Below are 11669 nucleotides of genomic sequence, written 5' to 3' on the forward strand. Positions count from 1 at the left end.
GGCACACTCGATGGAGCACATCCGGACAAATGGGTGCGCGCGCCGCGTGTGCCGAATGGAGAATCATGAACCAGCTCTTGCTGCCGTTGCTCCTCATCATCGTCGTGGCCATCCCACTCGTGCTGGGTAGCCGCAAGCAGAAGCGCGCCGCTGCGGAGCAGCAGAACCTGCAGTCGAGCCTGTCCGAGGGTGACCGCGTGATGACCACGTCGGGGCTGTACGGCACGGTGGCCAACACCAGCGACGAGACCACGATCGACATCGAGATCGCGCCGGGCGTCGTCACCACCTGGCTGCGCCAGGCGGTGCGTGAGAAGGTCGCGCCCCCGGTGGACGAGGTCGAGGAGATCGACGCCGACGACGAGGAGACCACCACGGTCACCGCCGTCGACGAGACCCCGGTCGAGGAGAAGTCGGGCGCCCAGATCGCGCCTCCGCTGGAGCACGGCAAGAAGTAGGCCGGGCCGCCGAGCCCCTGGCGCCGAAGCGGCGCCGGGGGCACAACGCTGCGCTCACGCAGCACCGAGTAGTGTCTCGAAGCTGACACTGGGCTGAGCTGACTTTTCCCGAGGAGAACGACCACCGTGGCACCACCGGCCGGGCGGATCCGCCCGGGACGCTATCTGAGCATCTTCGTCCTGATCGTGGTCGTGCTCTACGCGCTGGTGTTCTTCACCGGCGGCGGGAAGCCGACGCCGAAGCTGGGCATCGACCTGCAGGGCGGCACGCGGGTCACGCTCAGCGCGCGCACGCCCGACGGGTCCGCCCCGTCGAAGGACTCGCTCAACCAGGCCCGCCAGATCATCGAGAAGCGGGTCAACGGCATCGGCGTGAGCGGCACCGAGGTCATCCTCGACGGCAACAACATCGTCATCACCGTGCCCGGCGAGCAGGGCGACCAGGCGAAGAAGCTGGGGCAGACGGCGAAGCTGGGCTTCCGCAAGGTGCTCGAAGCCCAGACGCCCACCACCCCGCCCACGCCGGCCGCGCCCGGGGCCGACGACCAGTCGCCCGCGCAGATCCAGCAGGCCAAGGCCACCCGCCAGGACCCGGGGCTGGTCACCGGCACCGGCGACAGCCTCGCCGAGTCGGCCACCGCGCAGCAGGCGCTGGCCGCGTTCACCTGCTCGGCCCAGGACCCGCTGCGTGGCAACGACGACCCGAACCTGCCGCTGCTGGCCTGCAACCAGGACGGCAGCGAGAAGTACCTCCTGGGCCCGGTGTTCCTGCAGGGCACGGAGATCGACAACGCGGTGTCCTCGCCGCCGGCGCAGAACAAGCCCGGCTGGACCGTCGACCTGACCTTCAAGTCCGGTGGCCGCCAGACCTGGGCCGACTTCACCACCAAGAACATCAACCAGCGCGCCGCGTTCGTGCTGGACACGCAGGTGGTCTCGGCGCCCACGATCCAGAGCGCGATCGTCGACGGCAACACCCAGATCAGCGGCAGCTTCACCCAGCAGCAGACCAAGGACCTCGCCGACGTCCTCAAGTACGGCTCGCTGCCGCTGTCGTTCACGTCCTCGGACGCCACCACGGTGTCGGCGACGCTCGGCCTCGCCTCGCTGAAGGCCGGGCTCATCGCGGGCGGCCTCGGCCTGGCGCTGGTGTTCGTGTACTGCCTGTTCTACTACCGGCTGCTCGGCGCGCTCACGATCGTCTCGCTGGCCCTGTCCGGGCTGGTCGTGTACTCGGTGCTGGTGCTGCTGGGCCGCTGGATCGGCTTCACGCTCGACCTCGCGGGCGTCGCCGGGTTCATCATCTCGATCGGTGTCACGGCGGACTCGTTCGTCGTGTTCTTCGAACGGCTCAAGGACGAGATACGCGAGGGCCGCACGTTCCGGTCCGCGGTGCCGCGCGGCTGGACCCGGGCGCGGCGCACCATCCTGGCCTCCGACGCGATCCTGTTCCTCGCCTCCGCGGTGCTGTACGCGATCGCGGTCGGCGACGTGCAGGGCTTCGCGTTCACCCTCGGCATGTCGACCGTGCTGGACCTGGTCGTGGTGTTCCTCGTGACCCACCCGCTGGTCGCGCTCGCGTCCAAGTCGAAGTTCCTGTCCAACCCCAAGCTGACCGGGCTCGGCGGCGTGCAGCACCTCGCCGACGAGCGCCGGACCGCACGGAAAGCCGCCGCCGCGGCCGCGAAGGAGGCGTGAGGTGGCCAGCCCCGAACAGAGCACGCCCGCCGCGAAGGGCAGTGTGTTCCACCGGCTCTACGTCGGCAGTGGCGCGTTCGACATCGTCGGCAAGCGCAAGCGGTGGTACGTCTTCTTCGCGCTGCTGGTGCTCGTCTGCATCGCCTCGATTGGCATCCGCTGGTTCAACCTCGGCATCGAGTTCGAGGGCGGCACGCAGCTGCAGATGCCGGCGCACGGCGCACACGGCACCATCACGGCCGACCAGGCCAAGCAGGTGTTCGCGGACACGCTGGGCAAGCAGGCCGCTTCGGCGCAGACGGTCGGCGTGGGCAACGCCGCCACCGTCCAGATCCGGTCCGAGGCGCTGGACGAGAACGACGTCTCGAAGGTCGAGCAGGCGCTGTTCCAGCAGCTGCAGCCGATCGGCTCCAACGGCCAGCCCAGTGTCCAGGCCATCAGCGACAGCGCGGTGAGCGCGTCGTGGGGCGGGGAGATCTCGCGGCAGGCGCTGATCGCGCTCGCCGTGTTCATGGTGCTGGTGACGGTCTTCCTGGCGATCTACTTCGAACGCTGGATGGCCATCGCGGCGCTGATCTCACTGATCCACGACATCGTGGTCACCGCGGGCGTCTACTCGCTGGTGGGCTTCGAGGTCACCCCGGCGACGGTGATCGGCCTGCTCACGATCCTCGGGTTCTCCCTCTACGACACCGTCGTGGTGTTCGACAAGGTGAAGGAGAACGCGCGGGGCCTGCTCGGGCTGACGCGCCGCACGTACGCCGAGACCGCGAACCTGGCGCTGAACCAGACCCTGATGCGCTCGATCAACACGTCCATCATCGCGCTGCTGCCGGTGCTGGGCCTGCTGATCGTCGGCTACCTCCTGCTCGGCTCGGGCACGCTGCAGGACCTCGCGCTCGTCCAGCTCACCGGCATGCTGGCCGGCGTGCTGTCATCGCTGTTCCTGGCGACGCCGCTGCTGGTCGACCTCAAGATGCGGGACCCGAAGTTCAAGCAGCAGGCCGAGCGCGTGCACGCCCGGCGCGCGAACCTGGCGCGCAAGGCCGCCGAGCGCGAGGCCCTCGAAGACGACTTCACGGGTGACGACGAGGAGCCGGGCAAGGAGAAGGCGTACGCCGGTGCGGGTGCGACGCGGAGCCCGAAGGCGGGTTCGCGTCCGCAGGCGCGCCGGGGCCGCCCGTCGGGCAAGCGGAAGCGCTGAGCATGGAGCTCGACGCGGCGCTCGGCCTGATCGCCGACGTCCCGGACTTCCCCGAGCCCGGTGTGCTGTTCCGGGACCTGTCGCCGCTCTTCGCGAGCGGTCCGGGGTTCCGGGCGGTGGCGGACGCGCTCGCCGGCACGCTGAGCCCGGAGGTGGAGCTGCTGGCCGCGGTGGAGGCACGCGGGTTCGTGCTCGCCGCCGCCGTCGGCTACGCCCGCGGGCTCGGCGTGGTGCTGGTCCGCAAGCCGGGCAAGCTGCCGTCGGTCGCGGGCCGGGTGGACTACGCGCTGGAGTACGGCACGGCGTCGCTGGAGCTGCCGGAGGACGTCGTGGCACCGGGCGCGCACGTCGCGGTGGTCGACGACGTGCTGGCCACGGGCGGCACGGTCAACGCGGCGTGCGAGCTGCTGGAGAAGGCGGGCGCGGTGGTGTCCGGCGTGTCGGTGGTGCTGGAGCTGGCCGCACTGGGCGGCCGCGCGGTGCTCGAAGGCCGGGAAGTGCACGCGCTGCGCACGGTGTGACCGCGCGCGCCTGACCCCGCCGTCCGGCGCGCAACCCGCCCGTTCGGCGCAGGCCGCCGGGCCGGCGGGAGGGATCACGAACCCGTCCGGCCCACTCGCGTTACGCTTGTTGTTCCAGAGGACTCGTCGCGAGAGCAGGAGGTGCGGGTGAGCCAGGAGCTCGACGCCTCAGCGCCCGCCGACAACGCGCTGACCCACCAGGGTGTGACCAGGGCGCCCTCGGCCACGCGGCGGGTCCGCGCCCGGCTCGCCCGGCGGATCACCGCACAGCGCGCCGCCTCCGTCAAGCAGGTGCTGGAGCCGCTCGCCGCGATCCACCGCGAGCTGCACCCGAACGCGGACCTGAGCCTGCTGCAGCGGGCCTACGACGTCGCCGAAGAGCTGCACCGCGACCAGCGGCGCAAGTCCGGCGACCCGTACATCACGCACCCGCTCGCGGTCGCCACCATCCTCGCCGAGCTGGGCATGGACACCATCACGCTGGTCGCCGCCCTGCTGCACGACACGGTCGAGGACACCGGTTACTCCGTCGAGCAGCTGGCCGAGGACTTCGGCGACAAGGTCGCGCAGCTCGTCGACGGCGTCACCAAGCTGGACAAGGTCAAGCTCGGCACGGCCGCCGAGGCCGAGACCATCCGCAAGATGGTCATCGCGATGGCCCGGGACCCGCGGGTGCTCGTCATCAAGCTCGCCGACCGCCTGCACAACATGCGCACGATGCGGTTCCTGCCGCCGGAGAAGCAGGCGCGCAAGGCGAAGGAGACCCTGGAGGTCCTCGCCCCGCTCGCGCACCGGCTCGGCATGGCGACGGTCAAGTGGGAGCTGGAGGACCTCGCGTTCGCGATCCTGCAGCCGAAGAAGTACGACGAGATCGTGCGCCTGGTCGCCGACCGCGCGCCGTCGCGCGACATCTACCTGCGCAAGGTGATCGACGAGCTGAACCTGAGCCTGGGCAACTCGCGGATCACCGCGAAGGTCGAGGGCAGGCCCAAGCACTACTACTCGATCAACCAGAAGATGATCGTCCGCGGCCGCGACCTCGACGACATCCACGACCTGGTGGGCGTGCGGATCCTCGTCGAGGACGTGCGCGACTGCTACGCGGCCATGGGTGTCGTGCACGCGCTGTGGCAGCCGATGCCCGGCCGCTTCAAGGACTACATCGCCCAGCCCCGCTACGGCGTCTACCAGTCGTTGCACACCACCGTGATCGGCCCGGACGGCAAGCCGCTCGAAGTGCAGATCCGCACCTACGAGATGCACCACACCGCCGAGTACGGCATCGCGGCGCACTGGCGGTACAAGGAAACCCGCGGCACGCACAGTGGCAACACTGTCGACATCGACGAGATGGCGTGGATGCGGCAGTTGCTCGACTGGCAGCGCGAGGCCGCGGACCCGGGTGAGTTCCTCGACTCGTTGCGCTACGAGCTGGCCGCGCGCGAGATCTTCGTGTTCACGCCGAAGGGCGATGTGGTCACGCTGCCCGTCGGCGGCACGCCCGTGGACTTCGCCTACGCCGTGCACACCGAGGTCGGTCACCGCTGCATCGGCGCGCGCGTCAACGGCAGGCTCGTCGCGCTGGAGCGCAAGCTCGAGAACGGCGACGTCGTCGAGATCTTCACGTCGAAGGCGGAGAACGCGGGCCCGAGCCGGGACTGGCTGACGTTCGCCCGCTCGCCGAAGGCACGCGCGAAGATCCGCCAGTGGTTCGCCAAGGAGCGTCGCGACGAGGCGATCGAGGCGGGCAAGGAGGCGATCACCAAGGAGATCCGCAAGGTCGGGCTGCCGATGCAGCGCCTGGTCACCGCGGAGTCCATGGGGGCGCTGGCCGCCGAGCTGCGGCATCCGGACATCAGCTCGCTGTACGCCGCGGTGGGGGAGAACCACACCAGCGCGAAGCACGTCGTGCAGCGGCTCGTCGCGCTGATCGGCGGGGTCGAGGAGGCCGAGGAGGAGCTGGCCGCCCGCTCGACGCCGTCGACGGTGGCCCGGCGCCGCGGCTCCAACGACGTCGGCGTGATCGTCAAGGAGGCGGGTGACGTGTGGGCGAAGCTCGCCCGCTGCTGCACCCCCGTGCCGGGCGACGAGATCCTGGGGTTCGTCACACGCGGTGGTGGCGTGAGCGTGCACCGCACGGACTGCACGAACGCCGAGGACCTGCGCAACCAGCCCGAGCGGCTGGTCGAGGTGGAGTGGGCGCCGTCGGAGAACTCGGTGTTCCTGGTGTCGATCCAGGTCGAGGCCCTCGACCGGCACCGGCTGCTGTCGGACGTGACGAAGGTGCTGGCCGACGAGAAGGTCAACATCCTCTCGGCGTCGGTCACGACGTCCCGCGACCGGGTGGCGGTGAGCCGGTTCTCGTTCGAGATGGGCGACCCCAAGCACCTGGGCCACGTGCTGAAGGTGGTCCGCGGCGTGGAGGGCGTCTACGACGTGTACCGCGTCACGTCGGCGTCCTGATCTCCGTCGTTACAGTGCCCGTATGAGTCTGGAGTTCACCCGCGACGGGGCGGTCGGCAGGCTGACCTTCACGCGGCCGGAGAAGAAGAACGCGATCACGCACGAGATGTGGTCGGCGGTTCCCGGGATCGTGGCGGAGGTCGAGGCCGATCCGGCGCTCAAGGTGCTCGTGCTCACCGGCGCGGGCGCGGACTTCTCGGCGGGCGCGGACATCAGCGAGTTCCGTTCGCTACGGTCCACTGCGGACGGTGCGGCCGTCTACGACAAGGCCGTCGAGGAGGCGGTGTCGGCGCTCACGAGCCTGCGCAAGCCGAGCATCGCGGTGATCCGCGGCAACTGCATCGGCGGCGGCTGCCAGGTTTCCGTGGCGTGCGACTTCCGGTTCGCCGCGCCCGGCGCGCGGTTCGGCATCACGCCGGCGAAACTCGGCATCGTCTACGACTTCCTGTCCACGCGGCAGCTGGTCTCGCTGATCGGGCCCGCGCACGCGCGGTACTTCCTGCTGTCCGGACAGCTGATCGACGCCACCAGGGCGCGGGAGATCGGTCTGGTCAACGACGTCTTCGACGCACTCGACGACGAGGTCGCCGCGTTCGTGGAAGTCCTCTGCTCGCGTTCGCAGACGTCGATCCGGGGAATGAACCGCGTCATCGAGAAGATCCTGGCGGGACAAGGGGAAACCGACGCCGAGATCGAGGGGATCCGCTCCGCCGCCGTGCACGGGGCGGACTACGCGGAGGGCGTCGCGGCCTTCCTGGAGCGCCGCCCTCCGCGGTTCCGCTAAGCGTCCACTGTGGCCCCGGTGAACTTCACCGGGGTCTTGGGCGCACCCGTGCCGTCCTGGCTCTGCGCCGCGGAAGCCGGGTCGACGCCGTCGCGGGCGACCTTGTCCAGCACCTGCAGCCCGGCGTCCGAAATGGACCCGAAGACGGTGTAGTCGGGGTCGAGCTGCGCGTCACCGTAGACCATGAAGAACTGGCTGCCGCCGCTGTTCGGCTGGGACGTCTTCGCCATCGCGAGAACGCCGCGGCCGTAGGTCAGCTGGGCGAAGTTCTCGTCCGGGATCGTGTAGCCGGGCCCGCCCATGCCGGTGCCCGTCGGGTCGCCGCACTGCAGCATCTGCAGCCCCTCGGTGCCCAGGCGGTGGCACGAGCTGTCGGTGTAGAAGCCCTGGTTGATCAGGCTCAGGAAGCTGTTCACCGTGCAGGGGGCGAGCGCGCGGTCCAGCGTCAGCGGGATGTCGCCCGCGGTGGTCTTGAGCGTCACGTTCACCGTGCCGGTGGAGGGGACGTTCTTGCCGTCCGGCGGGGTCGCCTTCTTGGTGCTCTGCTGGTCGGTCGACGCCGGGTAGTTGCACGTGGTCGGGTTCGGCAGCGGCGTGGGGCGGGCGGCCTCGGTGACGCGTTGTGTCGGGATCTGGATGGCGCTGCTCTCCGGCGCGCTCGTCTGGTCCGCCGCCGTCGTCGAGTCGCTCCCGCCGCCCTGCGTCACGAAGAAGACCACCAACCCGGCGACCACGACCACCACGCCCACCGTCGCACCGACGCCGATGATCTTGCGTCGGCGGGCGCGCTCGGCGCGGCGGACGAGTTGCCGTTCCAGTTTGCGCTTCGCGGCTTCACGGCGCTGCTGGTTGGTCGCCACCTGCCCCCTCCAGAATCTGCTCGACTTCACCGATCGGGTGGCGGCAGTCTATGGGCACAGCCTGTGAGAACCCCGTACAGGGCCGGTTAGGGTGGACGCGCCGGACTGACTGGAGGTGGCTTTTCGTGCTCGTCGTCGGGTTCGCGACCGGCGCGCTCCGAGCGAACTGTTACCTGCTCGCCCCCGAAGCCGGTGGCCCGTGCGTGGTGGTCGACCCGGGGCAGGAGGCCGCCGGACCGGTGGGGAAAGCGTTGGGGGAACACGGTTTGACGCCGGAAGCGGTGCTGCTCACGCACGGCCATCCCGATCACGTGGACGCCGCGGGCCCGCTCGCGGAGCGGCACGGGATCCCGGTGTGGCTCCACCCCGCCGACAGCCCGCTCGTGCCGATATCCACTTGTGATCTCGGCGAGGAGAGCCTCGCCGTCGCCGGGCTGACGGTCGGCGTCGCGCACACCCCGGGGCACACTCCCGGTTCCGTCGTGTTCCGCCTCGACACCCCGGAAGGGGGACGCCTGGTGCTCACCGGTGACACCCTGTTCGCCGGTTCCGTCGGCCGCGGCGACCAGGAGGTGCTCGCCGCGTCGCTGCGCGACACGCTGCTGCCCCTGCCCGACGACACGGTGGTGCTGCCCGGGCACGGCGCGGCGACGACGATCGGGCGCGAGCGGCGCCAGGCGGCGGTGGCCCGGTGACCGAGCCGAGCAACGAGCGGAAGAACCCGGCCAGGACGCCCGAGCCGGAGCGGCTGCCGCTGCACCAGGAGGAACCGCGGCTGCGCAGGCGCAGGCTGCTGTCGGGGCTCATCGGGGCCGTCGTGTTCGCTGCCGCGTTCGGCGGGGTCGCCGGGCTGATCGGCGGCCAGGTCGCCGGGCTGGTGGTCGCGGCCGTGGTCGCGCTGCCGCTGGTCTACGTCGTGGTGTTCGCGGCCCGGCGCCGGATCTGGCTCGAAGGCACCACGCTGCTGGTGCGCACCTGGCGCACGCGCCGTGTGGACGTCGTCCAGGCGAGCCGCATCGACCTGCTGGTGACCGACGTGCGCGGGATGCGCACGGTGAGCCTGCTGTTCAACGCCCGCCAGCGCGGCCGGACCGCGAAGGTCGACGTGGCGGTGTACGCCGGGACGGGCGGGCGCGAGCTGAACGTGCTGGCGCTGCGGCGGCTGGCGAACGCGCTGATGAACAACACCGAGGCCAACGGCATGGTGTTCGCCGAGCTGCTCGTGGCACAGCTGCGGGCGGAGGCGCGGGGCGAGGCCGCCGCGGGGCGCCCGCTCTACCGGCTCGCGTCGGCGGCGCCATCCGGGCGGCTCGCGCAGCGGTTCACGATGGACGCCGTGAGCCGCTTCGTCGCGCACCTGGACTGACCTCGCCCGGCTGCCCGTTCGACTGCGCGGCCAGGCGCCGCTCGATCGCCGCGAGCTGCTCGCGGACGCTCTCCAACTGGTAGACGAGCTCCGGCAGCTCCTGCGCGGCGAACGTGGCGAGCCGTTCGATCTGCTTCACGGCGTCCCGCAGCTCGGTCAGGACGGTGGTCAGCCGGGGCAGGCTCCACAAGGCCTGCACGGTGGTCCGGGCGGCGCGGGACAGGCGTCGCGGCAGTGCGAGATCCATGCGAGACCCCTCTGTTCGCTTGCCGGTCTTCGTACCCCACCTTCTCCCGGCGCCCCGCACCGGGGCCGTGACCTGTGACTACTGCTCACTCGTGGGGCTGCTGTGGTCGCTGGGAACCTGTTCACGCCTCGCGATGAGCGCGGCCAGCGCCGTGGTGACCGGAACGGCGGCGACGATTCCGACGCTGCCCGCGAGCGTGCGGACGATCTCCTCCGCCACGTCCTGCGAGCTGAGGATCGTGCCCAGCCCGACGCCGGAGAGCGACGAGTAGAGCATCACGGGCAGCGCGGCCCCGGCGTAGGCCATGACGAGTGTGTTGACCGCCGAGCCGACGTGGTCGCGCCCGATCCGCTGCCCCGCCCGGTACAGCTCGCGCCAGCCGAGATCGGGGTTCGCGCGCCGCAGCTCCCACACCGCGCTGGTCTGGGTGACGGTGACGTCGTCCAGCACGCCGAGCGCGCCGATGACGATGCCGGCGAGCAGCAGCCCGCGGGCGTCGATGCCGTGCCCGAGCGTCCCGATCAGCGTCGACGTGCTGTCGTCGAGCCCGGTGAGCGACGAGGCGACGGAGAAGATCACCGACAGCACCCCGATGAGCACGAGGCTGGCCAGCGTGCCCAGCACCGCGACGGACGTGCGGGCCGAGACGCCGTGCGTCACGTACAGCGCGACGAACATGATCACCCCGGCGCCCACGATCGCCACCAGCAGCGGGTTCTCGCCCGCCAGGATCGCCGGCAGCACGAACAGCACCAGCACCACGAAGCTCAGCACGAGCGCGCCGAGGGCCGCGACGCCGCGCCAGCGGCCCAGCAGGACCACGGCGACGGCGAACAGCGCGGCGAGCACCGCCAGCGGCAGCCCGCGCTGGAAGTCGACGATCTGGTACGAGCTGGGGTCCTTCGGGTCGCCGTTGTTGTAGGCCAGCACGACCTTGTCGTTCGCGGCGAAGCGCGGGGTGCTGGGCTCGACCGGCACGACGAGCTCCACGCTGGAACCGGCGGCGGCGCCGTCGGAGAGCGCCACGTCCACGGTGAGGCACGGCTTCTGGTCCGGGTCGGGCCGGCCGTCGCCGACGTGGACCTGACCGGGCGCGAGGCACGGCCCGCTCGTCGCGGTGGTGATCGTGCCGTGCACTGGCACGCCCTGGGCGTAGGTGCCAGTGGGCTTCGCCTGGCCCCACGGGTAGAGCACGACCATCCCGGCGACGGCGGCCACCGCGAGCGGCGCGAGCAGCCACGTCAGCAGCAGCCGGACGCGCTTCGACGCCGGAGCGGCTGGGCCGTGTCCGTGGCCATGGCCGTGCCCGTGTCCTGCCGGTGCGGCGTGGCGTTTCGCGGGCGGCTTCCGCGGCCCGGTCTTCGGCTGCTTGGCTTTCGGCTGCTCGGTCTTCGGCCGCTCGGGCTTGCCGGGTGCCCGCCGGGTCTCGGGCTTGCGCCGGGGCGCCTGTTCCCGGGCACGCGGGGGCTCGGCGGGGATCCGGCGGATGGGACCGGTCTCCGCGTCGGCGAGGTCGTCACGTGCCACGGGGTTATCGTGCACAGCGAGTCGCGGCCCCGGCACCGCGGGGTCGTCCGGCGGGACACTTCGCCGGATCCCTGTAACGTCCGGGGCGTTGCGGCGTCTCCCCGATGACAGGGTTCGTGGACGGGAGGACAGCCGTGCGCACCGATCACGTGGAACAGCACCAGTTCGTCACGCTCAACGGATGCCGGACACCCGTCTTCTCCCGATGGTCCTATGTGGCCCGCGAGCCGTACGTCGTGACGCTCGCGTTCCGGACCGAACGCGGCCGCTGGATCGAGTGGTCCTTCGCCCGCGACCTGCTCGTGGACGGGCTGCGGGAGCCCGCCGGGCTCGGCGACGTGCGGGTGCGCCCGGACCTGGCCTACGAGCACCAGCTCATGGTGATCGAGCTCGAGTCGCCCGACGGCTACGCGGTGGTGGAGATGCGCCGCGAGGACGTCGAGCGGTTCGTCGAGTCGACCTGCGGCGTGGTGCCCGTCGGCGCCGAGAGCGGGCTGCTCGACGTCGACGGGTTCATCGCCCAGGTGATGAACGTCTGACC

12 protein-coding genes are annotated in these 11669 nt (G+C 71.0%); 9 read left to right on the top strand and 3 right to left on the bottom strand.

All coding sequences use genetic code 11. The features are described from left to right. Window positions 1-65: 65 nt before the first annotated feature. From yajC to FHX82_RS18350, 6 genes are all read left to right on the top strand, one after another. Window positions 66-458: a preprotein translocase subunit YajC gene (gene yajC, locus FHX82_RS18325; RefSeq protein WP_145933744.1), complete on the top strand. Its 393-nt coding sequence runs from the start codon at window positions 66-68 to the stop codon at window positions 456-458. Window positions 459-584: 126 nt separating this feature from the next. Next, window positions 585-2156, top strand: coding sequence for a protein translocase subunit SecD (gene secD / locus FHX82_RS18330; protein WP_145933743.1), 1572 nt, complete (start codon window positions 585-587; stop codon window positions 2154-2156). A 1-nt stretch (window position 2157) separates the two neighbouring features. Continuing rightward, complete coding sequence (gene secF, locus FHX82_RS18335) at window positions 2158-3360, top strand: protein translocase subunit SecF (protein WP_145933742.1); 1203 nt, start codon at window positions 2158-2160, stop codon at window positions 3358-3360. Between the two features lie 2 nt (window positions 3361-3362). Further along, window positions 3363-3881 (top strand): adenine phosphoribosyltransferase, encoded by a 519-nt coding sequence (locus FHX82_RS18340; protein WP_145933741.1) that lies wholly within the window; start codon window positions 3363-3365, stop codon window positions 3879-3881. Window positions 3882-4028: 147 nt separating this feature from the next. Then, on the top strand, window positions 4029-6344 hold the full coding sequence (locus FHX82_RS18345) for a RelA/SpoT family protein (protein ID WP_145933740.1): 2316 nt from the start codon (window positions 4029-4031) through the stop codon (window positions 6342-6344). Between the two features lie 22 nt (window positions 6345-6366). After that, a complete protein-coding gene (locus FHX82_RS18350) occupies window positions 6367-7128 on the top strand; it encodes an enoyl-CoA hydratase/isomerase family protein (RefSeq protein WP_145933739.1) in 762 nt (253 codons plus the stop codon). Here the strand turns inward: FHX82_RS18350 and FHX82_RS18355 are convergent. Further along, window positions 7125-7988 (bottom strand): peptidylprolyl isomerase, encoded by an 864-nt coding sequence (locus FHX82_RS18355; protein ID WP_145933738.1) that lies wholly within the window; start codon window positions 7986-7988, stop codon window positions 7125-7127. The two genes, FHX82_RS18350 and FHX82_RS18355, sit on opposite strands and share 4 nt — an antisense overlap. A gap of 125 nt (window positions 7989-8113) precedes the next feature. On the opposite strand from FHX82_RS18355, the gene FHX82_RS18360 reads away from it, so the two are divergent. After that, the gene (locus FHX82_RS18360; RefSeq protein ID WP_145933737.1) at window positions 8114-8683 is read left to right on the top strand and encodes an MBL fold metallo-hydrolase; all 570 of its coding nucleotides are present in this window, start codon (window positions 8114-8116) and stop codon (window positions 8681-8683) included. Further along, window positions 8680-9354 carry a hypothetical protein gene (locus tag FHX82_RS18365; protein ID WP_145933736.1) on the top strand — a complete coding sequence of 225 codons (675 nt, stop codon included), beginning with the start codon at window positions 8680-8682 and terminating at the stop codon, window positions 9352-9354. Before FHX82_RS18360 ends, FHX82_RS18365 begins: the two co-directional genes overlap by 4 nt. On the opposite strand, the gene FHX82_RS18370 is transcribed toward FHX82_RS18365, so the two are convergent. Both FHX82_RS18370 and FHX82_RS18375 read right to left on the bottom strand, forming a co-directional pair. Continuing rightward, window positions 9311-9601: a hypothetical protein gene (locus tag FHX82_RS18370; RefSeq protein ID WP_145933735.1), complete on the bottom strand. Its 291-nt coding sequence runs from the start codon at window positions 9599-9601 to the stop codon at window positions 9311-9313. The genes FHX82_RS18365 and FHX82_RS18370 overlap by 44 nt on opposite strands. Window positions 9602-9679: 78 nt before the next feature. Continuing rightward, window positions 9680-11128, bottom strand: a complete 1449-nt coding sequence (locus FHX82_RS18375; RefSeq protein WP_145933734.1) for a YibE/F family protein — start codon at window positions 11126-11128, stop codon at window positions 9680-9682. Window positions 11129-11262: 134 nt separating this feature from the next. On the opposite strand from FHX82_RS18375, the gene FHX82_RS18380 reads away from it, so the two are divergent. After that, window positions 11263-11667 carry an SsgA family sporulation/cell division regulator gene (locus FHX82_RS18380; RefSeq protein WP_145933733.1) on the top strand — a complete coding sequence of 135 codons (405 nt, stop codon included), beginning with the start codon at window positions 11263-11265 and terminating at the stop codon, window positions 11665-11667. The last annotated feature ends 2 nt before the right edge of the window (window positions 11668-11669 follow it).

The sequence above is a fragment of the Amycolatopsis bartoniae genome, from assembly GCF_014191255.1.
In the GTDB taxonomy this organism is placed as follows: Bacteria; Actinomycetota; Actinomycetes; order Mycobacteriales; family Pseudonocardiaceae; genus Amycolatopsis_E; species Amycolatopsis_E bartoniae.

Excerpts from the sequence above, each read along its gene's own strand:
- yajC (WP_145933744.1), top strand. The coding sequence starts at position 66 with ATGAACCAGCTCTTGCTGCCGTTGCTCCTCATCATCGTCGTGGCCATC.
- FHX82_RS18340 (WP_145933741.1), top strand. The coding sequence starts at position 3,363 with ATGGAGCTCGACGCGGCGCTCGGCCTGATCGCCGACGTCCCGGACTTC.
- FHX82_RS18350 (WP_145933739.1), top strand. The coding sequence starts at position 6,367 with ATGAGTCTGGAGTTCACCCGCGACGGGGCGGTCGGCAGGCTGACCTTC.
- FHX82_RS18370 (WP_145933735.1), bottom strand. The coding sequence starts at position 9,601 with ATGGATCTCGCACTGCCGCGACGCCTGTCCCGCGCCGCCCGGACCACC.